Raw genomic sequence first — 22,596 nt, 5'->3', positions numbered from 1 at the left:
GCCCGGCATGAGCTTTCCCATCACGCTGACCGTGAACGGCACGCGCCGCAGCGTCGTCCTGGAGGATGCGCGCGTCACCCTCCTCGACCTCCTGCGCGAGCGCCTCGACCTCACCGGGGCCAAGAAGGGCTGCGACCGGGGCCAGTGCGGCGCCTGCACCATCCTGCTCGACGGCGTCCGGGTGAATGCCTGCCTGGCGCTCGCCGTCAGCCACGACGGGGCGTCGATCACCACGATCGAGGGCCTCGCCGCGGGCGAGGCCCTGCATCCGGTCCAGGCCGCCTTCCTGGAGCATGACGGCTTCCAGTGCGGCTTCTGCACCCCGGGCCAGATCCTCAGCGCGGTCGGGCTGATCCAGGAGGGCCAGACCGGGGGCGACCCCGAGCGGGTGCGCGAGGGCATGAGCGGGAATCTCTGCCGCTGCGGCGCCTATGCGGGCATCACGGAGGCGGTGCTCACCGCCCATGCGGCGCTCACGGGGCCGGACGTCCTGCCCGGCCGCCAGCTGGCGGAGGATGCAGCGTGAAGGCCTTCGACTACATCCGCGCGACGAGCGTCGCCGAGGCGGTGGCCGCCGCCGCCCGGCCCGGGGCGGCCTATCTCGCCGCGGGCACCAACCTCGTCGACCTGATGAAGGGCGGGATCAGCCGGCCCGACACCCTCGTGGACGTCACCCGCCTGCCCGGCCTCGACCGCATCGAGCGCGGCACGGACGGGTCGACCCGGATCGGCGCGCTGGTGCGCAACGCGGCCCTGGCGCACGATCCCGTCATCGCCAAGCGCTACCCGGCCCTGGCGGAAGCCCTGCTCTCGGGTGCCTCCGGCCAGCTGCGCAACGCCGCCACCACCGCCGGGAACGTGCTGCAGCGGACCCGCTGCCAGTATTTCTACGACACCGCCAGCGCCTGCAACAAGCGCGACCCCGGCGCCGGCTGCGCGGCGCTCGGCGGCGTCACCCGGAGCCACGCGGTGCTCGGCTGGAGCGAGCACTGCATCGCCACCCACCCGTCCGACTTCTGCGTGCCCCTCGCCGCGCTCGACGCCAGCGTCGAGATCGCGGGCCCCGGCGGCCCCCGCTCCGTGCCCCTGGAGGCGTTCCACCGCCTGCCCGGCGACACGCCGGAGCGCGAGACCGTGCTGGAACCCGGCGACCTCGTCGTCGCCGTCACCCTGCCCCCCGAGGCGGAGGCCTTCGCCGGGCACAGCCGCTACCTCAAGGTCCGCGAGCGCACCTCCTACGCCTTCGCGGTGGTGTCGGCGGCGGTCGGATTGCGGATGGACGGCGACCGGATCGGGCAGGCCCGCATCGCCCTCGGCAGCGTCGCCCTGAAGCCCTGGCGCGCCCGGGCGGCGGAGGACCTGCTGGCCGGGGCCGCCCCCACGCCCAAGACCTTCGCCGCGGCGGCCGAGGCGGCGCTGGCGGACGCCAGGCCCTCGGGCGACAACGCCTACAAGATCGAGCTCGCCCGCCGCATCGTGGTCCGCGCGCTCACCCGCGCGGCCGCCGGCACCCCGGACCGCGTCCCCGCGCTGCCGGCCAGCCCCTTTGCTCCCAATCCTTCCGCTCCCAATCCTTCCGCCCCCAGCCCTCTCGCCGGAGCCCCCGTGCATGCCTGAGCGTCAGCGCCACGGCGCCTCCATCGGCCAGCCGCTCACCCGGCGCGACGGCCACGCCAAGATCACCGGGGCGGCCCGCTACAGCGCGGATGTCAAGCCCGAAGGCCTGCTCCACGCCGTGATGGCGGTGAGTTCGGTCGCCCGCGGCCGAGTCGCCCATCTCGATGTCGCGGCGGCGGAAGCCCATCCGGGCGTCGTCGCCGTGATGACGCCGCGGAACGCCCCGGCGCTCGCCAAGTCGCCGGACCTGAAGGACCATCCGTTCGCCTTCCGCCTCGACCTCCTGCAGAACGACGGCGTGCGCTACGCCAACCAGCCGATCGCGGTGGTCATCGCCGAGACCCTGGAGGCTGCCACCGAGGGCGCGGCCCTGCTGGCGCCCCGCTACGAATCCGAGCCCGTCAGCGTCGCCCTGGGGGCCGGGGAGGTCTTCCGCCCCGAGACCATCGGGGCCGGCTCGGCCACCGACGAAGGTTCGGGCGACCTCGCCGCCGGCATGGCGGCCGCCGAGACCCGGATCGAGGCGACCTACGACACGGCGGCGCAGTACCACAACGCCCTGGAGCCCCATGCCAGCGTGGCCGCGTGGGACGGCGACCGCCTGACCCTCTACACGCCGACCCAGGCCCTCTGGATCGCCAAGGGCCGGCTCGCCGGGCTGTTCGGCATTCCCCCCGAGAACATCCACGTGGTCTGCCACTATCTCGGCGGCGGCTTCGGCTCGAAGGGCTTCATCGCCGCGCCGCAGATCCTCGGGATCATGGCGGCGAAGCTCGTGGGGCGCCCGGTCAAGCTGGTGACCCGACGCGAGCAGATGTTCGGCCCGGTCGGCCACCGCGCCGCCACGCGCCAGACCCTGAAGCTCGGCGCCGCCCGGGACGGCACCCTCACGGCCCTCGACCACCACACCCTGACCCTGACGAGCCGGCACGACGACTTCGTCGAGCCCTCCGGCATCCTCTCGCGCCACCTCTACGCGGCGGGGGCGATCGCCACGACGCACGCGGTCTCCCGGGCCGATATCGGCACCCCGATCTTCATGCGGGCCCCCGGCGAGGCCTCGGGCAGCGTCGCGGTGGAGAGTGCCCTCGACGAGTTGGCCCTGGAACTCGACCTCGATCCCCTGGAGATCCGCCTGCGCAACTACGCGGAGGTCGAGCCGATCACCCACCGGCCCTTCTCCTCGAAGGCCCTGCGCGAATGCTACGCGCAAGGGGCGACACGCTTCGGCTGGGCCTCCCGCCCGCGGCAACCGCGCCAGATGCGCGACGCCGACGGGCTCCTCGTCGGCTGGGGCCTCGGCACCGCCACCTACCCGGCCGGGATGATGCAGGGCGAGGCCCGCGCCACGATCCGGGCTGACGGCACCGCGCTGATCGAGACCGCCGCCCACGACATGGGCCAGGGCGCCTGGACGGTGCTGGCGCAGATCGGCGCCGACGGGCTCGGCCTCCCGATCACCCAGGTCGAGCTGCGCATCGGCGATTCGAACCTGCCGAACGGCGGCCTGGCCGGCGGCTCCACCGGCACCGCCACCAGCGGCACCGCCGTGGACAACGCCGCCCGGGCGGCCATCGCCGCCCTGGCGGACCTCGCCGTCAACGACCGGGCCTCGCCCCTGTACGGCGCCGGGAATGCCGGCGTCACCGCCGCGGACGGGCGCCTCGCCCGCCGGGACGACCCCGCCCGCTCCGAAGCCTTCGGCGAGATCCTGGCCCGTGCCGGCCGGACCTCCGTCGAGGCCAAGGGCCAGGGTGCGGGCGACCCGGCCACGCGAAAGGCCTACGCGATGCACGCGCACGGGGCGGTCTACGCGGAGGTGAAGGTCGATCCCGACCTCGGCCAGATCCGGGTGACGCGCCTCGTCGGCGCCTTCGCGGCGGGGCGGATCATCAACCCGCAGCTCGTGCGCAGCCAGTATTACGGCGGCATGATCTGGGGGGTGTCCCTGGCCCTGCACGAGCACGCGGTGCTCGACCCGCGCTCGGGCCGGGTGATGAACGGGAACCTGGCCGAGTACCACATCCCGGTGAATGCCGACGTGCCCGCGATGGAGGCGATCCTGGTGGAGGAGCACGACCCGCACGTGAACCCGCTGGGCATCAAGGGGGTGGGCGAGATCGGCATCACCGGCACCGCCGGCGCCATCGCCAACGCGGTCTGGCACGCCACCGGCGTGCGGGTGCGCGACATCCCGATCACCCTCGACCGGCTGCTGGGGTGAGGCGGAGGACGCCGGCGGCCCGCTCCGCCGACGCCTATTCGCGGATCAGCTTGCCGGAATAGACCACCGGCCCGGTCGGCTGGCCGGTGGGCGAGCCGCCCGCCGGCTCGACGGAGACCGCGAAGGTGCCGGCCTCGGCCGGCAACCCCTGTTCCTTGCCCTGTTCCTTGCCCAGTTCCTTGCCCAGTTCCTTGCCCAGCGCCATGCCCAGCGCCTTGTCCAGCACCTTGGCGTCGGTGCCGACGAGACCCAGGGTCTTCGGGGCCGCGCCGGCGCCGACGTACCAGAGCTCCAGGCTGTGCCCCGCCGGGGCCTGCGCGCCCACCGGGCGCACCCGTGCGGTCCCGGCCCGGGTGTCGATGCTGACGAGGAGCGCCGGCGCCTCGCCGCCGCTGCTGACCACCGCGACGTAGCGCCCGTCGGCCTCGCCCGGCCCCGTGCCGGGACGCGGTCCGCCGAGCGCGATGACCAGGGCGAGCCCCGCCGCCAGGGCGGCCGCGGCGCCGGCGGTCAGGCGCCAGCGCCGCAGGGCCCCCTGCAGGGCGCCGATGCGGTCGTCGTTGGCGGCGGGTCCGAGATCGCCTCCGGGGTGGACGGCCGTCGACGGGGCCGGAAGCGGACCGTCGGCCGCGAGCTGCCGGGCGATCGCCGGCCAGACCTCCGGCCCCGGCGCGACCGCGGGCGCCCCGAGAGCGAGGGGCGCGAGGCGGCGCTCCCAGGCGTCGCGCGCCGCCCGGGCGGCGGGGTCCACGGCGAGTTCGAGATCCACCGCCGCCCGTTCGGGCAGCGGCAGGGTGCCCAGCACGTACTCGGCCAGGCGCAGGTCGCGCTCCTCCGGATCGGGGGTCATGGGGCACCGTCCAGGCAGCCGCGCAGGGTCGCGAGGCCGCGATGCAGCCAGGTCTTGATGGTGCTCACGGGACGGTCGTAGCGCAGGGCGAGATCCTCCCGGGACTGGCCCTCGCAATAGGCCAGCACGATGCAGTCGCGGTGCAGCGCCTCGAGCCGGCCGAGGCAGGCCTGGAGCGCGTTGCGCCCGAGGATCGTGCCCTCGCTGTCGTGGGGGTCGGCCAGCCGCTCCACCCAATCCTCCCCGTCCTCGGTCACCGGCCCCTGCGTCTCGCTCCGCCGCCGCACCCCGTCGATCGCCCGGTTGCGGGCGATGGTGCAGAGCCAGGCCAGCGGCCGTCCGGCCGCCGGGCTGTAGGAGGCGGCCTTCTGCCAGATGCGCAGGAACACGTCCTGCAGCACGTCCTCGGCCATGCCGCGATCGGACTGGATACGGAGGACGACGCCGAGAAGTTTCGGGGCCGTCCGATCATAGAGGGTGCGCAGGGCGGCCTCGTCGCGCCGGGCGATCCGGGCGATCAGATCCGCCAGGATCGCATCGCCACGCGCCGGATCGTCCGCCGGGGGACCACCATGCAGGGAACCGTCACGCAGGGGACTGGCACGCAACGGCTGGGCTTCCTCTGTATCCGGCGCGCGCGGGGTCGGTCCGGCGACGGTCCGTCGGGCGGGAGCGTCTCAACACAGGTTAACCGAGGCGGCGCCGGTGCGCCACTGTGCGGGCCCGTCAGCGGCGCTCGTAGAGCAGGCGGGCGCGGATGGTGCCGTCGAGGGCCCGGATCTCCTCGAGCAGGCTCTCGGCATCCGCATCGGTGACGTCGGTCTCCACCACCACGTAACCGACCTCGCCGTCGGTCTGGTAGAACTGCGCCGCGATGTTCACCCCGCGCCGGGCGAAGGTGTCGTTGAGGCGCCCCAGCATGCCCGGGATGTTGCGCTGGACGTGGATCAGGCGGGTGCCGGTGGGACGGGCGGGCAGCTGCACCTGCGGGAAGTTCACGGTGCCGACGGTCGAGCCGATGTCGGAGTAATCGACGAGCTTGCGCGCCACCTCGGAGCCGATGCGCTCCTGCGCCTCCTCCGTCGAGCCGCCGATATGCGGCGTCAGGATCACGTTGGGCAGGCCCTGGAGCGGGCTGACGAAGCGCTCCTGGTTCGAGCCGGGCTCCACCGGGAACACGTCGACGGCGGCGCCCCGCAGGTGGCCGTCGCGCAGGGCCCCGGCCAGGGCGTCGAGGTCGACCACGGTGCCGCGGGCGTTGTTGATCAGGAAGGCGCCGGGCTTCATCGCCCGGATCTCGGCCGCGCCGATCATGTTGTGGGTCTCGGGCGTCTCCGGCACGTGGAGGGAGACCACGTCGCTCTGGGCGAGCAGGGTCTCCAGGCTGTCGGTGGGCTCGGTGTTGCCGTGGCGCAGCTTGTCGGTCTGGTCGTAGAACACCACCCGCATGCCCATCGCCTCGGCCAGCGTCGAGAGCTGCGAGCCGATATTGCCGTAGCCCACGATGCCCAGCGTCTTGCCGCGCACCTCCTGCGAGCCGGTGGCCGACTTGTCCCAGGCGCCCGCATGGGCCCCCACCGAGCGCGGCACGATCCGGCGCAGCAGCATCACGATCTCGCCGATGACGAGCTCGGCCACCGAGCGGGTGTTCGAGTAGGGCGCGTTGAAGACCGGGATGCCGCGGTGGCGGGCGGCCTCGAGATCGACCTGGTTGGTGCCCACCGAGAAGCAGCCCACCGCCAGCAGGCGCTCGCCGTGGGCCAGGGCCGCCGCGTCGAGCTGGGTGCGCGAGCGGATGCCGAGGATGTGCGTCCCCTTCAGGGCCTCGTGCAGGGCCTCCCGGTCCAGGGCCTTGGCCACGCGCACGACGTTGGTGTAGCCGGCGGCGGCGAACAGCTCGGCGGCACTGTCGTTGATGCCTTCGAGCAGCAGGACGCGGATCTTGTCCTTCGGGAAGGAGAGTCTTTCGGCCATGGTCGTGTTCTTCTCGGATCTCGCGCCCGTGGCGGGCGGATGGGGCGCCGGACCCGAAGGCCGCGCGACGCGGTCGGGACCGTGACGCCAGCGCCCGAATGGGCCGTGTGAGAGGCCAGTTCACGGGTCCGGTCAAGGCCCGCCCTTGAACATCGGGGGTGATTGTCAGGCCGCCCCCTTGACCCGGCGGGCCGGCGCCGGAATGCCGGGGCAACCCGTTTTCCGGGCGGTCCGGCCCGCCAGCACGAGGAGTCCTCCGATGAGCCAGACGCGCGCACAGGCCGACCTCCTCGGCCGGCTGGAGGCCCGCCTCGGTCGGGGCGGCCTGCTCACGGGCGCGGACGACCTCGCGCCCTACGCGGTGGATTGGCGCCGCCTGTTTCCGGGCCGCCCCGCGGCGGTGGCGCGCCCGACCGGCACCGCCGAGGTCGCGGCCGTGATGGCGGCCTGCCACGCCGCCGGCGTCGCGGTGGTGCCCCAGGGGGGACATACCGGCCTTGCGGGGGGCGCAACGCCGGACGCCTCCGGGGGCCAGGTGGTGCTGTCGCTCGCCCGCATGAACGCGATCCGCCGGGTCGATCCCCTCGGGCTGACCCTGGAGGCGGAGGCCGGCTGCATCCTCAAGGTGGCGCAGGATGCGGCGGAGGCGGAAGGCCGCCTCCTCCCCGTCAGCCTGGCGGCGGAGGGTTCGGCCATGCTCGGGGGCATCATCGCCACCAATGCGGGCGGCCTCAACGTCCTGCGCTACGGCATGACCCGCAACCTCGTCCTCGGCCTCGAGGTGGTGCTCGCGGACGGGACCGTGGTCGACGGCCTGCGCGCCCTGCGCAAGGACAATGCGGGCTACGACTGGAAGCAGCTCTTCATCGGCAGCGAGGGCACGCTGGGCATCGTCACCGCCGCCATCCTGCGCCTGGTGCCGCGCCCGCGCCACACCGCCACGGCGCTCCTGGCGGTGCCCGATCCGGCGGCGGCCCTGCGCCTGCTCCGGGCGGCCCAGGACGCCCTCGGCGACACCATCCAGGCCTTCGAGCTGATCGCGGGCGAGTCCCTTGCCCTGGTGGCCGAGCAGGCCGGCCTCGCCAGCCCGATCGCCGCCGCCGGCTGGACCGTGCTGATGGAGGCGGGCTCGAGCCTCGGGGGCCTGCGCGAGGCGGTGGAGAGCCTGCTCGGCGAAGCCCTGGAGCGGGGCGACGCCGTCGACGGCGTGCTCGCCGAATCGGGCCAGCAGGCGGCCGCCCTCTGGGCCCTGCGCGAGCACATCACCGAGGCCGAGGCCCGGGCCGGCAAGAGCGTCAAGCACGACGTCTCGGTGCCGATCCCGGCGATTCCGGACTTCCTCGCGGCGGCGGGCGAGGCCCTGGCCGCGGGCGCGCCGGGCACCCGGCCGAACATCTTCGGCCACATGGGCGACGGCAACATCCACTACAACGTCCTCATCGGCCCCGAGCACGGATCGGACGCCATCAACCGCATCGTCCACGACGCGGTGGCGCGGTTCGGCGGCAGCATCTCGGCCGAGCACGGCATCGGCCAGTACCGGGTCGACGAACTCGTCCGCCACCGCCGGCCGGAGGAGATGGCCCTCGCCCGCCGGATCAAGGGCGCCCTCGACCCACAGGGCCTGCTCAATCCCGGCAAGGTGCTGCGCGCCGCTCCCTGAGCGGGGGCGGGATCGCGGCGCGACGCGCGGGTCTCGACGGCCCGAGACTGTCGGAATCCGAGCCGACGACCTATCTCCCGTCTCAACGACGCGACACGACGGCAGGAAAGACGCGCCCATGGCCTCGCCCGGAGACTGGAAGATCCCCGCATCCGCCCAGCCCAAGGCCGCCGATTACGGCTACGACCTCGAGCAGGCGCTCACCGCCGTGGTGGCGCTCTCGACACGGGTGCCGCCGGAGGCCTTCACGGCCGAGACGCTGGGCACCGAGCGGGCCGGCAACGGCGTCGTCATCGGCGAGGACGGCCTCGTCCTCACCATCGGCTACCTCGTGACCGAGGCGGAATCCGTCTGGCTCACCACCCATGACGGGCGCTCCGTGCCCGGACACGTGGTCGGCTTCGACGCGGTCACCGGCTTCGGCCTCGTCCAGGCCCTGGGCGACCTCCGGCTGAAGCCGCTGAAGCTCGGGCGCTCTGCCCCGGTGCGCATCGGCGACCGGGCAGTGATGGCCGGGGTCGGCGGCCGGGCGCGCAGCCTCGCCGTCGAGATCGTCGCCCGCCAGGAATTCGCCGGCTACTGGGAATACGTCCTCGACGAGGCCCTGTTCACCGCGCCCTCGCACCCGCACTGGGGCGGGGCGGCGCTGATCGGGCCGGACGGGGCCCTCCTGGGCATCGGCTCGCTGCAGCTGCAGCAGGGCGGCACCGCCGGGCCCAAGACCATCAACATGATCGTGCCGATCGACCTCCTGATCCCGATCCTCGACGACCTCACCGCCCGCGGGCGGGTCGACCGGCCGGTGCGGCCCTGGCTCGGCCTCTATGCCAGCGACGGCGAGGAGGCCGTGGTCGTGATGGGGCTCGCCGACGACGGTCCCGCCGAGGCGGCGGACCTGCGCCCGGGCGACGTCATTGTGGCGGTGGCGGGCGAGCCCGTCGCCGATCTGGCCGGCTTCTTCCGGCAGGTCTGGGCCCTCGGGGAGGCCGGCGTGCGGGTGCCGCTGACGATCCAGCGCGACGGCAAGCCCCTCAAGCTCTCGGTGACCTCCTCGGACCGGGAGCGCTTCCTGGTCTCGCCCCAGCTCCACTGATCCGGGGCCTCCCGGATCGGCCAGGAATCTCGGATCGGCAAGAATTCCCGGATCGGGGCCTCCATTGATCCGAGCCCCCGGCGGGTTTATCCCGTGCCGATGACGGACAACTCCCTCCATATCGTCGGCGGCGGCCTCGCCGGGTCGGAAGCCGCCTGGCAGATCGCCGAGAGCGGCCACGACGTGGTGCTCCACGAGATGCGTCCGGTGCGCGGCACCGAGGCCCATCACGGGGGCGACTTCGCCGAGCTGGTCTGCTCGAACTCGTTCCGCTCGGACGACGCCAACGGCAACGCCGTCGGCCTGCTGCACCAGGAGATGCGCACCCTCGGGTCGCTGATCCTGCGCGCGGCCGACGCGCACCAGGTGCCCGCCGGCGGGGCGCTGGCGGTCGACCGCGAGGGCTTCGCCAAGGCCGTGACCGCCGCGCTCGAGGCCCATCCGCGCATCCGCATCGCGCGGGAAGAGGTCCAGGGCCTGCCGCCCGAATCCTGGGGCCGGACCATCATCGCCACGGGGCCCCTCACGGCGCCGTCCCTGGCGGAGGGCATCCGCGCGCTGACCGGAGCCGAGTCGCTGGCCTTCTTCGACGCGATCGCGCCGATCGTGCATCGCGATTCCATCGACATGGGCAAGGCCTGGTTCCAGTCGCGCTACGACAAGGTCGGACCCGGCGGCACGGGGGCGGACTACATCAACTGCCCCATGGATCGCGCGCAGTACGACCGGTTCATCCAGGCGCTCGTCGAGGGGGACAAGATCGGGTTCAAGGAGTGGGAGGCCTCGACGCCCTACTTCGACGGCTGCCTGCCGATCGAGGTCATGGCCGAGCGCGGCCCCGAGACCCTGCGCCACGGCCCGATGAAGCCGGTGGGCCTCACCAACCCGCACGACCCCACCGTGAAGGCCTGCGCCATCGTCCAGCTGCGCCAGGACAACGCGCTCGGTACCCTCTACAACATGGTCGGATTCCAGACGAAGCTGACCTATTCCGAGCAGGTCCGGGTGTTCCGCACGATCCCGGGCCTGGAGAACGCCGAGTTCGCCCGCCTCGGCGGCCTTCACCGCAACACCTATCTCGACAGCCCCCGCCTCCTCGACGCGACCCTGCGCCTGAAGGCGCGGCCCTCCTTGCGCTTCGCCGGCCAGATCACCGGCTGCGAGGGCTACGTGGAGAGCGCCGCCATCGGCCTGATGGCCGGCCGCTTCGCGGTGGCCGAGGCCCGCGGGGCGTCGCTCGAGCCCCTGCCCGCCACCACGGCGCTGGGGGCCCTGATCGGCCACATCACCGGCGGCCACATCGCGGCCGAGGAGGCCGGCGCCCCGCGCTCGTTCCAGCCGATGAACGTGAATTTCGGCCTGTTCCCGCCCCTCGACCACGCCCCCAAGGGCGAGGGCGGCAAGCGCCTGAAGGGGCCGGAAAAGGCGGTGGCCAAGAAGAAGGCCCTCACCGACCGGGCCCGGGCCGACCTCGCGGCCTGGCTCGGCCACGGCCCGGCGCAGATCGCGGCCGAGTAGGGGTCCGGCTGCGGCGTCCCGAACACGCCGCCCGCAGGGGCACCGCCCCCTCCCTCTCCCCCTAGCCTCAACGGAAAAATACGATCACCCTGGGATGAAGGGCCCAGGGCCGAACGTATCAGGTGAGGAACTCCGATGGCGGGCCATCCCGACCACGACCAGGGCGGCTCCCGGGCCGCCGCCGTCCTGCGGGTGACGAGCGGCAACTTCCTGGAGATGTTCGACTTCTTCGCGTTCGGGTTCTACGCCTCCTACATCGCCAAGGCATTCTTCCCCAGCGAGAGCGAGTTCGCCTCGCTGATGCTGACCTTCATGACCTTCGGGGCCGGCTTCCTCATGCGCCCCCTCGGGGCGGTGCTGCTCGGGGCCTACGTGGACCGGGTCGGCCGCCGGAAGGGGCTCATCGTCACCCTGGCGATCATGGCCGCCGGCACGATCCTGATCGCCCTGGTCCCCGACTACGCCACCCTCGGCCTCCTGGCGCCCGCCCTGGTGCTGGTCGGCCGCCTGCTCCAGGGCTTCTCCGCCGGGGTCGAGCTCGGCGGCGTCTCGGTCTACCTCGCCGAGCTGGCGCCCCCGGGCCGCCAGGGCTTCTACGTCGCCTGGCAGTCGGGCAGCCAGCAGGTGGCGATCATGGCGGCGGCGGCCATCGGCTACGCCCTCAACCGCCTGCTGTCGCCGGCCGAGATGGGCGCCTGGGGCTGGCGCATCCCCTTCCTGATCGGCTGCCTCCTGGTGCCGTTCCTGTTCTACATCCGGCGCTCGCTGCAGGAGACCCCGGCCTTCCAGGCCCGCAAGGTCCACCCGCCGGTGGGCGCGGTGCTGCGCACCCTGGGGCGGAACTGGCGGATCGTCGGGCTCGGAATGCTGATGGTGGCGATGACCACGATCGCGTTCTACGCCATCACGGTCTACACCCCGACCTTCGGCAAAAACGTCCTCAAGCTCTCGGACACCGACAGCCTGATCGTCACCTTCTGCGTCGCGGTGTCGAACCTGTTCTGGCTCCCCGTGATGGGGGCGCTCTCCGACCGGATCGGCCGGCGCCCGATCCTGCTGCTGTTCTCGGGCCTGACCCTCGTCACCGCCTATCCGGCCCTGGCCTGGCTCGTGGCGCATCCGAGCTTCGAGACCATGCTGGCGGTGCTGCTGTGGCTGTCCTTCCTGTACGGCAGCTACAACGGCGCCATGGTGGTGGCGCTCACCGAGATCGTGCCGCCGGAGGTGCGCACGGCCGGGTTCTCCCTGGCCTATTCCCTGGCGACCGCCCTCTTCGGCGGGATGACGCCGCTGATCTCGACCTCGCTCATCGCAGCCACCGCCAACAAGGCGGCCCCCGGCCTCTGGATGGCCTTCGGCGGGGCCTGCGGCCTCCTCGCCACGGTGGTGATCTACCGGCAGCGCGCCCGCGCGCCGGGGCTGGGCGCCGCGGCCCGGGTCACGCCTGCGAGACCGTGAAGATCCGGCGTCCGGGCAGCTGGCCCGCGTCGCCGGTATCGCGAAACCCGACCTTGCGCAGGAGGCCGACCGAGGCGGCGTTCTCGGGGCGGCACTGCGCGATGATGACGCGATGGGGGAAGCGCGCGCGCAGCAGGCCCAGCGCGGCGGTGACCGCCTCGGTGCCGAGCCCCTGCCCCCGCGCCGCCCCGCCGACCCAGTAGCCGACCTCGGCGGCGTGGTCGCCGCGCAGGTGCAGGCCGATCACCGCCGCGAGCGCCCCGTCCGCCCGCAGCCAGGCGCCGAGGAAGCAGTCCTTCGTCACCTTGGCCGGGCCGATGAGCTGGCGCGCATCCTTCAGGGTGAAGGGCGTGGGCAGGAAGTCGACCGCCCCGGTGATGGCCGGGTCGTCGGTCAGGGCGCGCAGGGCCTCGGCGTCGGACGGCCCCAGCGGCGCGAGGCGCAGCCGCGCGGTCTCGACCGGCTTGAGGTTCGCGAGGCTGTAGCGCGCGGCGAGCTTGCGGAAGAACATCCCCTGCACTTGGCCTCAAGCGGCCCGCGGCACAAGACGCTGCGTGCGCCGGCCAGATGACGGGCAGGGTGTGGGCAGGCTCTCGGGCAAGGTCTCGGGCAAGGTCTCGGGCACAAAAAAGCCCGCCCCGGGCGATCCGGGGCGGGCTCTGGCGTCGGCAGGTCGGTTCGACGGGGATCCTACGGGTGGATCACCATCGCGCTGAACGGGTGCACGTAGGCCTGCAGCATCACGAGGCCGCCCACGAGGCAGGCCAGCACGATCGAGTGCCAGAACACGAAGCGCAGGATCTTGCCCTCCTGGCCGAAATAGCCGGTGGCGGTGGAGGCGACGACGATCGACTGGGCGTCGATCATCTTGCCCATCACGCCGCCCGACGAGTTCGCCGAGGCCATGAGGATGCCCGACAGGCCGAGCTGCTCGGAGGTGATCTTCTGGAGACCGCCGAAGAGCACGTTGGAGGCCGTGTCCGACCCCGTGAGCGCGACGCCGAGCCAGCCCAGCAGCGTGCCGAAGAACGGGTAGAGGATGCCCGTGCCGGCGAAGGCGAGGCCGAGGGTGGCGTCGACGCCGGCGTAGCGGGTGAGCACGCCGAGGGCGAGCATCGCCGCGATGGTGATGAGCGAGTAGCGCAGCACCCAGATCGTCTCGAAATAGGCGGTGATCAGGCGCAGCGGGGAGAAGCGCATGATCAGGCCGGAGATGAGCGCCGCGAAGAGCACGCCGGTGCCGGTGTAGGACATGTACGTGAAGGAGAAGACGGCGGCTTCCGGGTGGGCCTTCGCCACCACCGGCGGCACCTTCATGATCACGTTGTGCAGGCCCGGCACCTCGTACTTCCAGGTGAAGAGCGGGTTGACGAGGCCCTTGAACCAGCCGGTGCCCCAGATCGCCACGATCACCGAGAGGATGATCCACGGGACCCAGGCCATCAGGATCTCGCGCGAGGTGGCGGTGCGGCCACCGAGATCCACCTTCGGCAGGTCGCCGGGCACGGCCGCGCCGAGCGAGACCGGACGGCCGCCGTTGACGTAGCCGATCGAGGGGTCGTTGCCGCGCAGGGCCGGGGAGGTCCAGATCTCCTTGGGCTGCCAGACCTTGAGGAAGGCCACCAGGGCACCCATCGAGATCAGCGAGGCGCCGATGTCGACGATCCAGGGGTTGACGTAGTTCGAGATCAGGAACTGGGCCACCGCGAAGGAGCCGCCGCAGACCAGGATCGGCGGCCAGATCTTGATCATGCCGCGGAAGCCCGCGAAGACCCAGATCAGCCAGAACGGCACGAGAATCGAGAAGAACGGCAGCTGCCGGCCGATCATCGCGCCGAGGATGTAGGGATCGTAGCCCGTCACCGAGGCGAGGCCCTGGATGGGGGCGCCGAGGGCGCCGTAGGCCACCGGCGCGGTGTTGGCGATGAGCGAGAGGCCGGAGGCCGCCAGCGGCGAGAAGCCGAGGCCGATCAGGATCGCGCCCGTCACCGCCACCGGGGTGCCGAAGCCGCCCGCGCCCTCGAAGAAGGCGCCGAAGGCGAAGGCCACCAGCAGGAGCTGGATGCGCCGGTCGGTGGTGATGCCCGCCACCGATTGCTGCAGGGTGCCGAACCAGCCCTTCTCCACCGTCAGGCGGTAGAGGAAGATGACGTTCAGGATGATCCAGCCGATGGGGAACAGGCCGAGCGCCACGCCGTAGGCGGAGGCGCGGGTGGCGAGGTCGGCCGGCATGCCGAACAGGAAGACGGCGACGCAGAAGGCCAGCACGAGGGAGAGCACGGCCGCGATATGGGCCTGCACCTTGCCGCTCGCGATCATGCCCAGCAGGGCGATGACGGGCAGCGAGGCCGCCAGGGTCGAGAGCCAGGCGTTCCCGAAGGGGTCGTAGACCTGATTCCAGGTGGTCACTGTGTTCACGGGCGCCGTACTCCTCCAGGGCAACCCGATCTCATGCCGGGCCTTGGGTCCGTTGCTAGCAGAGCCGTTCGGCCGGCTCAACGCGGTTAATCATGTATTCAGAGGGTGTTGCACGCGGAACGACGCGCATCGCCGTCGCCGCCGCGGGTTTTTCCGGTCCGGATGCGCGCCCGGAGCCCTCCGCAATTCGGGCCGCGCGGCGGAACATGCACCCGCGGCGGCCACTTGCCTGTCGAGACCCCGATTGGCCAGAAGCGGAGAATTAATCTATGTTTATGCGCGTCGACAAGCTACAGGCCGAGCTTCCTGCCCCCAAGCGGAAAGATCCGAACGCGGCCGCGGCCCTACAGGAGCTGCTCGGCGGCAAGTATGGCGAGATGTCGACCCTGGGCAATTACATGTTCCAGAGCTTCAATTTCCGCAGCAAGTCCAAGCTGCGCCCATTCTATAGCCTAGTCGCTGCCATCACCGCAGAGGAACTCGGCCATGTGGAGCTCGTCAGCAACGGCGTGGCGATGCTCAACAACGGCCCCGACAATGACGGCGACGAGTCGGATGGCGGCGACATCTCGAAGGCCCCGTTCGAGGACATGAAGGATATCCGCCTGGCGGCCGCCTTCCTGTCGAACGGCGGCGGCGTCACGCCGGTCAACAGCAACGGCGCCTCCTGGAACAACGACTTCATCACCACCACGGGCAATGTCGTGGTGGACCTGCTGCACAACTTCCACCTCGAGTGCGGCGCCCGCCTGCACAAGCTGCGCGTCTACGAGACCCTGACCGACCCGACGGGCCGCGAGGTCTGCGGCTACCTGCTCGTGCGCGGCTCGGTCCACGCCCACGCCTACGCCCTGGCGCTCAAGAAGATCACCGGCGTCGAGATCGAGAAGTTCCTGCCGACCCCGAACATCAACCTCGACAAGATCCCCGAGTGCCAGAAGTACCTGCAGGAGGGCTCGCACCGCCGGCTCTACACCTTCAGCCCGGGCGACTACACCGAGATGGCCGGCATCTGGGGCAACGGCGAGGTGGCGCTGCCGGGTGACCCGCCGGGCGAACTCAGCGTGGTCGAGGGCATGCCCGATGGCGGCAAGATCCACCAGCTCACCGGCGTGCCCTCGGCCTTCACCCCGGACTACGCCCCGGAGGAGATGTTCGAGATCGCCGCGAAGCTGACCAAGAAGGCCCGCTGACCGACGGCCGGTCGCCTCCGCCCTTCTTTAGACCTGGTGATGGCGGCTCCCGCGGGGGCCGCCCTTTTTCCAGGGCCCATGAGGGCGGCTCCCGCGGGGGCCGCCCTTTTTTCAGACCCCGTGAGGGCGGCTCCCCCGGGGGCCGCCCTTTCTCGTGACGGATGGCGGGCCTCAGCCCCGGCGGGAGGCGCGCCAGAGGGTCCAGAGACGGCGCCAGCGCGGGATCTCGACCACGGTGTTGAGGGGGTCGTAGCCCGGCCGCTCCATGGCGGCGAGGTAGGGCTCCACCAGGGCCACCGGCAGGAAGGCGGGGCGGGCCGCCGGCGCGATGGTGGCGCGGGCCGCCGCGTAGGCCTTGAGGTGGCGGCGGGCCAGCGCCCGGAGGTCGGCGGTGGCGCGCAGGAGCCCGGGGCCGCCGCGCCCGGTGACGATGTCCTCGCGGGTGACGCCGTAGGTCTTGAGGATGTCGGTGGGCAGGTAGACCTGGCCGGAGCGGGCGTGCCAGGGCAGCGCGCGCAGGAGCCCGGTGACCCCGTAGGCGACGCCGGCATGGCCGGCCGCCGCGGCTCCGCCGGGCTCGACCCCGTCGCAGAGGACGAGGGCGCCGAGGCGGATCAGGGCCGAGACGGTCTCGCCGCAATAGCCCTCGAGGTCGTTCACCCGGGGCATCGGGTCCTCGTAGAGGTCGAAGACCCGGGCGTCGATGAGGTCGACGAAGGGCTGGCGCCCGAGCTTGCGCCGGACGATGGCGTCGTCGAGGGCGGCGGCCACGGGGTTGGCCTTCACGTCGCCGCGGGCCTCGCCCTGGAGGGCGTCGCGCCACCATTGCAGGCGGATCTCGCCGGCCATCGGGTTGGAGGCGGCCTCGCGCACCCGCGCGACGGTGAGGCTGAAGGCGATGAGGGCGAAGAGGTGGGGACGGGCGCTCGCGGGCGCGAACAGGGTGGCGAAGTAGCGGTCGGGATCGCCCGCCCGGACCAGGGCCTCGCAATGCTGGAAGGCGAAGGCGAGGTTGCCCTCGGCCGGGCTGGTCCGGGTGTCCGAGTCCGTCATGCGACCGCGATCAAGGCGGCGGCGACCTTGCGGTTCTCCGCCATGAGGATGTTGTAGGTGCGCGCCGCCGCCCCCGTCTGCATCACGTCGAGGCCGATGCCCCCCTCCTTCAGCCAGCGCCGGAGCGCATCAGGAAAAGGCGCGATATCGAGCCCGGTTCCGATCAGGAGCAGTTCGACCGTCCCGGCCTCGGCCAGGATCGGGCGAAGGGCGTTCCGGTCGATGGCGCGGGGCTCGCGCACGTCCCAGGCCCGGATGCCCGACGGCGTGACCAGGATCGAGCCGCGATGCGACATCTCGGCGAAGCGGAAGCCGCCGTTCCCGTAGGCGTCGATGAGGTGGCGCCCGGGAACGAAGCCGTCGTGCAGGCTGCCGGAGGACGCCATGCCCGCGCTACTCCGCCGCCTGGGGCACGCGCCCGCCGGCCGGGCGCCCCTGCGCCTTCACGCCCGAGAGCATCAGGCCGAGATAGATCAGCACCGGCGTCGAGACGAAGATCGCCGAGTAGGTGCAGATCACGACGCCGGCCAGCATCACGATGGCGAAGCCCTTGATCGCCTCGCCGCCGAACAGCACCAGGGCGAGCAGCGACAGGAAGGCCGAGGTCGCGGTCATCACCGTGCGCGACATGGTGGAGTTGATCGAGAGGTTGAGGAGTTCCACCGTCGGAATGGTCTTGTAGCGCCGCATCAGCTCGCGGGTCCGGTCGAACACCACCACGGTCTCGTTGAGCGAGTAGCCCACGATGGTGAGGATCGCGGCGATCGAGGTCATGTTGAACTCGATGCGGCTGATGACGAAGACGCCGAGCGTCAGCACGATGTCGTGCAGGGTGCCGACGATGGCGCCCAGCGCCAGCTCCCGCTCGAAGCGGAACCAGAGGTAGAACAGCACGGCGAGCACCGAGAGCACGACGCCGATGGTGCCGGACTGCACGAGTTCGCCCGAGACGCGCGGCCCCACGGTCTCGGTGCGGCGGAAGACGTAGTCGGCGTCGAAGGCGGCGTGCGCCTTCTGCATCACCGCCGTCTGGCCCTGCTCGCCCGGCTGCAGGGGGAAGCGGACCAGCACCGTGCCCTCGCCGCCGAGCTCCTGCACCTCGGTCTCGCCGAAGCCGAAGCCGTTGGCGGTATGGCGGACGGCCCCGACATCGGCCGTCTTCGACTTCGCCTGCAGCTCCACCAGGGTGCCGCCCTTGAAGTCGATGCCGAAGTTCAGGCCGACGGTGAGGAACAGCACCACCGTCGCCACCGACAGGAACGCCGAGAGCGGGAAGGTGAAGCGCCGGAAGCGCATGAAGTCGACGTGCGACTCGTCGGGCCAGAGGCGGAGCAGGCGCATGATCGGTCTCGAAACTCTTGTCCGGGACGTCGGCCGGGAAAGCCGTGTCCGTCCCCGGGAGGCGGCAGGGCCGGGATCAGAACGGCAGGGTCTTGGGCCGCGCCATGTTGTACCACAGGGCGATCATCATCCGGGTCAGGGTCACGGCGGTGATGACCGTCGTGAGAATGCCGAGGATGAAGACCACGGCGAAGCCCTTCACGGGGCCGGAGCCGAGGAAGAACAGGATCAGGGCGGCGATCGCCATGGTCGAGTTCGAATCGATGATGGTGGCGAAGGCCTTGTCGAAGCCGGCCTGGAGCGCCGACACGATGGAGCGCCCGGCCCGGACCTCCTCGCGCACGCGCTCGTAGATCAGCACGTTGGAATCCACCGCCGTGCCGATGGTGAGCACGATGCCGGCGATGCCCGGCAGGGTCATGGTCGCCTCCAGCACCGACATCAGGCCGAGGATGAGGCCCACGTGCACGATGAGGGCGATGTTGGCGAAGAAGCCGAACACCCCGTAGGTGGCGAACATGAAGGCGATGACCAGGGCGCCGGCCACCAGGGTGGCGTACTTGCCGGCCTGGATCGAGTCGCTGCCGAGGCCGGGGCCGACGACGCGGCGCTCCACCACGGTGAGCTTGGCCGGCAGCGCGCCGGCCCGCAGCAGGATCGAGAGCTCGTTGGCCTGGGCCACGGTGAAGTTGCCGGTGATCTGGCCGGAGCCGCCGGTGATCGGCGTGTTGATGCGGGGCGCCGAGACCACCTCGTTGTCGAGGACGATGGCCATGCGGCGGCCGACATTCTCCGAGGTCGCCTGGCCGAAGCTCTGGGCGCCCTTCAGGTTGAACTTGAAGCTGACCATCGGCTCCTGGGTCTGATGGTCGAAGGCCGGCTGGGCGTCGGTGAGGTCGGCGCCGGAGGCCATCACGCGGCGCTCGACGGGGACGCGGGCGCCCTTCTCGTCCTTGGAGGGCAGCAGGTCGACGTCGCCGGAGGGCGAATCCGCCAGCATCCGGAACTCGAGCTTGGCCGTCTTGCCGAGCTGGTCCTCCAGCTTCTGCGGATCCTGGAGGCCGGGGACCTGGACCAGGATGCGGTCGGCGCCCTGCTGCTGGATCGAGGGCTCCTTGGTGCCGCCGAAATCGATGCGGCGCCGGATGACCTCGATGGCCTGGGTCACGGCCCGGCGCGTCCGGTCGGTCAGGCCCGCATCCGTCAGGGTGATCTGGATCACGCCCTCGGGCTTCTCGGTGATGTTGAGGGTCTGGCCGCCGCCCTGGCTCACCAGGGCGTTGGAGATCGGCTGCGAGAGCTCGCGCAGCTTCGGCAGCACCTTGGCGCGGGCGGCCTCGTTCGCGATCCGGAGCTGGACGCCGCGCGGGATGATCTGGATGCCGCCCTCCGGGGTCACGCCGCCGGCCTCGCGCAGGACCCGGCGGACATCGTCGCGCAGGGCCGTCGTCAGGGACTTGGCGAGGTCGTTCTGGTCGACCTCGAGGAGGAGCTGCGAGCCGCCCTGGAGGTCGAGGCCCAGCACGATGGCGCGCTGGGGCACGATCCAGCTCGGGAACCAGCTCGGGAGCGAGGCCATGAAGCCGGCGCGCTGCTCGGCCGAGAAGAAGCTCGGCACGGCGAGGCTGAGGCCGATCAGGATGACGGCCAGCGTCGTGACGATCTTGGTTCTCGAGAAGCGCAGCATCCGCCGGGTCCGTCCTGTGTCCGTGTTCTCAGGGGCGATGCGGGCCCTTGTGCCCCGCCCGCAATCCCCGCCCGCAATCCCCACCCGTATGACCGGGTGGCTGCCGTCAGGCGGCCTTGCGTCAGGCGGCCTTGACCGGCGCGCCCTTGACGCGGACTTCCGAGATCATCGCGCGCACGACCTTGACGCGGACGTTGGGCGCGATCTCGACCTCGATCTCCGAGGCCTCGTCGGCGACCTTGGTGACACGGCCGACGATGCCGCCGGTGGTGACGACGGTGTCGTCGCGGCGGACGTTCTTGACCATGTTCTGATGCTCCTTCACGCGGCGCTGCTGCGGGCGCAGGATCAGGAAGTACATGATCACGAAGATGAGGACGAACGGCACCACCTGCAAGGCGATGTCCGCTCCGCCAGCGGCCGAGGTGGCCCCTTGCGCGAAGGCGGGGGTGATCAAGCGGGTGACTCCTCGAGGATAAGGCCCGCGCCGCCAGACCCTCGGTCGAGGGGGCGTCCGGGCTTGCCAAAAAGCGCGCGGACTATAGCCAGGGCCTAAGTGAAAGCAACGCCGCCCGGGTGAGGCGAATGGGTCAGCGGGCCGCAAATCGCCGGCCGCGACGCGATTTATCGGGTTCATCGCGGCGCGCCGGCACCGTAAAGCACGGCACCCGTCGCCACGGCCCCATCGCTCGACCCCGCGTTTCGAGGAACCGTCCATGACCGCCACGCCCCCCGCCGACTCCTCCGCCCTTGCGGCGTTCCTGCCGGTGCTGGAGCGGATCGCCGCCGCCCTGGAGCGCGCCGCCCCCGCCTCCCGCGCGCCCGTCGACCTGACGGCCGCGGACGCCTTCCTGTGGGGACCGGAGCGCCGGCTGATCCCGGTGGCTAAGGTCAACCGGGTGGCGATCGGCCTGCTCACCGGCATCGACCGGGCCCGCGACACCCTGGTGGAGAACACCCAGCGCTTCGCCGACGGCCTGCCGGCCAACAACGCGCTCCTCTGGGGCGCGCGCGGCATGGGCAAGTCCTCGCTGGTCAAGGCGGCGCAGGCCGAGATCAATGCCGCGCGGGCGCCCGGCGCCCTCCCCCTGAAGCTGGTGGAGATCCACCGCGAGGACATCGAGGCGCTGCCCGACCTGATGGCGACGCTGCGGGGCGACGCCCATCGCTGGATCGTCTTCTGCGACGACCTCTCCTTCGACGGCGACGACACCTCGTACAAGTCCCTGAAGACGGCGCTGGACGGCGGCATCGAGGGACGCCCCGAGAACGTGCTGTTCTACGCCACCTCGAACCGGCGCCACCTGCTGGCCCGGGACATGGTGGAGAACGAGCGCTCCACGGCGATCAATCCGGGCGAGGCGGTGGAGGAGAAGGTCTCGCTCTCGGACCGCTTCGGCCTCTGGCTCGGCTTCCACAAGTGCAGCCAGGACGAGTACCTGGCGATGATCCGCGCCTACGTGGCGCGGCACGGCCTCCGGGCCGATCCCGAAAGCGTCCGGGCCGAGGCCCTCGAATGGGCGACCACCCGCGGCTCCCGCTCGGGCCGCACCGCGTTCCAGTTCATCCAGGATCTCGCCGGACGCCTGGGGCAGCGGCTGGAGGGCTGAGGCGGGCTCCCGGCTCGTCGTTGCGCGCCGTCTTCCCGGGTCGTCGTCGCGCGCCCCGGCGGCGCAGCGGGGGGCGACGGCTCCGTCTGCGCCGCGGCCGAGGGCCGGGAACCGCAGGTCAAACGAAAAGGGCAGAGGACGATGTCCCCTGCCCCCTCGGGCGTCACCCTGAATCAGGCCAAGCCGAAATCAGGCCAAGCCGAACCTTTGATCAGGAATCAATCCTTGAGATCGGCCGGCACCTTGCCGCCGTTCTCCTCGAGCTTCTTGATGACCTGCTTGTGCAGCCAGACGTTCATCGTGGCCGAGTCCTCCTTGTCGCCGGTGTAGTGCAGCTCGTCGGCGAGCTGCTTGCGGGCGGTGAGGCTCGAATCGAGATCGAGGAGCTTCATCAGGTCGACGATCGAGGTGCGCCAGTTCAGGGACTGCGAATTCTTCGCCGCCATGCCGTTGAGGACCTGCTCGACGTCGACGGGACCGCCGGCCGGGGCGCCGGTGCTGGTGGGGGTCGAGGCGGGGGCATCCGAGCCGCCGGCGGAGGGCTGTGCGTTCGCCTCGGACGGCTTGGCCTGCGCGTCGCCGCCGCCGAAGGGGTGGAGGATCTTGCTGACGATGCTGCCGAGGAGGCTCATAACGGGGTTTCCCTCAATCTCACGTCGGCGGCCGGTGCCGCGACGGGGTGACAACGACAGGCGTCCGGCCGCGTTCCCGTAACGAGACAGATCACCGGACGGCCCGTCCGAATCCGGTGGGTTCCCGACCGTGCCGGTCCGTGCTCCGGTTCTTCGCCGGCGGGAGATTCCGCTTCTCCCTTACACGGCACGGAGAGATGAAAACCCTAAACATCCGGGGCGGGACGCCGAGACCGGAGCGGATTCTTGCGCTGCGGTCCCGTGC

General features: G+C 71.6%; 20 protein-coding genes. 9 read left to right on the top strand and 11 right to left on the bottom strand.

The window, feature by feature from the left end; translation table 11 throughout:
• The first annotated feature begins 7 nt into the window (after positions 1-7).
• Genes AC0IY1_RS13180 through AC0IY1_RS13170 form a run of 3 tightly spaced genes read left to right on the top strand, consistent with a single transcriptional unit; the run spans position 8 to position 3,841 of the window.
• A complete protein-coding gene (locus AC0IY1_RS13180; RefSeq protein ID WP_103709421.1) occupies positions 8-526 on the top strand; it encodes a (2Fe-2S)-binding protein in 519 nt (172 codons plus the stop codon).
• Positions 523-1,617 carry an FAD binding domain-containing protein gene (locus AC0IY1_RS13175; protein ID WP_471770087.1) on the top strand — a complete coding sequence of 365 codons (1,095 nt, stop codon included), beginning with the start codon at positions 523-525 and terminating at the stop codon, positions 1,615-1,617. The genes AC0IY1_RS13180 and AC0IY1_RS13175 overlap by 4 nt, the downstream gene beginning before the upstream one ends.
• Positions 1,610-3,841, top strand: a complete 2,232-nt coding sequence (locus AC0IY1_RS13170; RefSeq protein ID WP_471770084.1) for a xanthine dehydrogenase family protein molybdopterin-binding subunit — start codon at positions 1,610-1,612, stop codon at positions 3,839-3,841. Before AC0IY1_RS13175 ends, AC0IY1_RS13170 begins: the two co-directional genes overlap by 8 nt.
• A 34-nt stretch (positions 3,842-3,875) precedes the next feature.
• Here AC0IY1_RS13170 and AC0IY1_RS13165 read toward each other — a convergent pair whose 3' ends face one another.
• The 3 genes from AC0IY1_RS13165 to serA all read right to left on the bottom strand — a co-directional run bounded on the left by AC0IY1_RS13165 (position 3,876) and on the right by serA (position 6,665).
• Positions 3,876-4,691, bottom strand: coding sequence for an anti-sigma factor (locus tag AC0IY1_RS13165; RefSeq protein ID WP_471770081.1), 816 nt, complete (start codon positions 4,689-4,691; stop codon positions 3,876-3,878).
• Positions 4,688-5,269 (bottom strand): sigma-70 family RNA polymerase sigma factor, encoded by a 582-nt coding sequence (locus AC0IY1_RS13160; protein WP_103709487.1) that lies wholly within the window; start codon positions 5,267-5,269, stop codon positions 4,688-4,690. Before AC0IY1_RS13160 ends, AC0IY1_RS13165 begins: the two co-directional genes overlap by 4 nt.
• 148 nt (positions 5,270-5,417) lie before the next feature.
• Entirely contained in the window at positions 5,418-6,665 is a 1,248-nt protein-coding gene (gene serA, locus AC0IY1_RS13155) for a phosphoglycerate dehydrogenase (RefSeq protein ID WP_055949143.1), read from the bottom strand.
• Between the two features lie 259 nt (positions 6,666-6,924).
• Between serA and AC0IY1_RS13150 the strand changes: the two genes are divergently transcribed.
• The 4 genes from AC0IY1_RS13150 (at position 6,925) to tcuC (ending at position 12,397) form a co-directional block, all read left to right on the top strand.
• A complete protein-coding gene (locus AC0IY1_RS13150) occupies positions 6,925-8,328 on the top strand; it encodes an FAD-binding oxidoreductase (protein ID WP_055949140.1) in 1,404 nt (467 codons plus the stop codon).
• A 118-nt stretch (positions 8,329-8,446) separates the two neighbouring features.
• Positions 8,447-9,421 (top strand): S1C family serine protease, encoded by a 975-nt coding sequence (locus AC0IY1_RS13145; RefSeq protein ID WP_055949137.1) that lies wholly within the window; start codon positions 8,447-8,449, stop codon positions 9,419-9,421.
• Positions 9,422-9,520: 99 nt separating this feature from the next.
• A complete protein-coding gene (trmFO, locus tag AC0IY1_RS13140; protein WP_103709426.1) occupies positions 9,521-10,939 on the top strand; it encodes a methylenetetrahydrofolate--tRNA-(uracil(54)-C(5))-methyltransferase (FADH(2)-oxidizing) TrmFO in 1,419 nt (472 codons plus the stop codon).
• Positions 10,940-11,074: 135 nt separating this feature from the next.
• Positions 11,075-12,397, top strand: coding sequence for a tricarballylate/proton symporter TcuC (gene tcuC, locus AC0IY1_RS13135; RefSeq protein ID WP_471770079.1), 1,323 nt, complete (start codon positions 11,075-11,077; stop codon positions 12,395-12,397).
• On the opposite strand, the gene AC0IY1_RS13130 is transcribed toward tcuC, so the two are convergent.
• Together AC0IY1_RS13130 and AC0IY1_RS13125 are read right to left on the bottom strand one after the other, a co-directional pair.
• Positions 12,378-12,908: a GNAT family N-acetyltransferase gene (locus AC0IY1_RS13130; RefSeq protein ID WP_103709428.1), complete on the bottom strand. Its 531-nt coding sequence runs from the start codon at positions 12,906-12,908 to the stop codon at positions 12,378-12,380. The two genes, tcuC and AC0IY1_RS13130, sit on opposite strands and share 20 nt — an antisense overlap.
• A 179-nt stretch (positions 12,909-13,087) precedes the next feature.
• Entirely contained in the window at positions 13,088-14,806 is a 1,719-nt protein-coding gene (locus AC0IY1_RS13125) for an L-lactate permease (RefSeq protein ID WP_055949243.1), read from the bottom strand.
• Between the two features lie 278 nt (positions 14,807-15,084).
• On the opposite strand from AC0IY1_RS13125, the gene AC0IY1_RS13120 reads away from it, so the two are divergent.
• Complete coding sequence (locus AC0IY1_RS13120) at positions 15,085-16,008, top strand: manganese catalase family protein (protein ID WP_055949125.1); 924 nt, start codon at positions 15,085-15,087, stop codon at positions 16,006-16,008.
• Between the two features lie 171 nt (positions 16,009-16,179).
• Here AC0IY1_RS13120 and AC0IY1_RS13115 read toward each other — a convergent pair whose 3' ends face one another.
• From AC0IY1_RS13115 to yajC, 5 genes are all read right to left on the bottom strand, one after another.
• Positions 16,180-17,061: a phytoene/squalene synthase family protein gene (locus AC0IY1_RS13115; protein ID WP_055949120.1), complete on the bottom strand. Its 882-nt coding sequence runs from the start codon at positions 17,059-17,061 to the stop codon at positions 16,180-16,182.
• Complete coding sequence (locus AC0IY1_RS13110) at positions 17,058-17,447, bottom strand: Mth938-like domain-containing protein (protein ID WP_055949117.1); 390 nt, start codon at positions 17,445-17,447, stop codon at positions 17,058-17,060. The genes AC0IY1_RS13115 and AC0IY1_RS13110 overlap by 4 nt, the downstream gene beginning before the upstream one ends.
• A 7-nt stretch (positions 17,448-17,454) precedes the next feature.
• Positions 17,455-18,402, bottom strand: a complete 948-nt coding sequence (secF, locus tag AC0IY1_RS13105; RefSeq protein ID WP_055949114.1) for a protein translocase subunit SecF — start codon at positions 18,400-18,402, stop codon at positions 17,455-17,457.
• Between the two features lie 76 nt (positions 18,403-18,478).
• A complete protein-coding gene (secD, locus tag AC0IY1_RS13100) occupies positions 18,479-20,089 on the bottom strand; it encodes a protein translocase subunit SecD (protein ID WP_471770076.1) in 1,611 nt (536 codons plus the stop codon).
• 121 nt (positions 20,090-20,210) lie between these two features.
• Positions 20,211-20,546, bottom strand: coding sequence for a preprotein translocase subunit YajC (yajC, locus tag AC0IY1_RS13095; protein WP_055949106.1), 336 nt, complete (start codon positions 20,544-20,546; stop codon positions 20,211-20,213).
• A 259-nt stretch (positions 20,547-20,805) separates the two neighbouring features.
• Between yajC and AC0IY1_RS13090 the strand changes: the two genes are divergently transcribed.
• Positions 20,806-21,699 carry an ATP-binding protein gene (locus AC0IY1_RS13090; protein WP_055949103.1) on the top strand — a complete coding sequence of 298 codons (894 nt, stop codon included), beginning with the start codon at positions 20,806-20,808 and terminating at the stop codon, positions 21,697-21,699.
• Between the two features lie 218 nt (positions 21,700-21,917).
• Here AC0IY1_RS13090 and AC0IY1_RS13085 read toward each other — a convergent pair whose 3' ends face one another.
• Positions 21,918-22,331: a DUF3597 domain-containing protein gene (locus tag AC0IY1_RS13085; protein ID WP_055949101.1), complete on the bottom strand. Its 414-nt coding sequence runs from the start codon at positions 22,329-22,331 to the stop codon at positions 21,918-21,920.
• Between the last annotated feature and the right edge of the window lie 265 nt (positions 22,332-22,596).

The organism is Methylobacterium sp. AC690 (assembly GCF_979256535.1).
The sequence above is the reverse complement of the archived record's forward strand: the minus strand, read 5'-3'. Positions and strand labels throughout refer to the sequence as shown.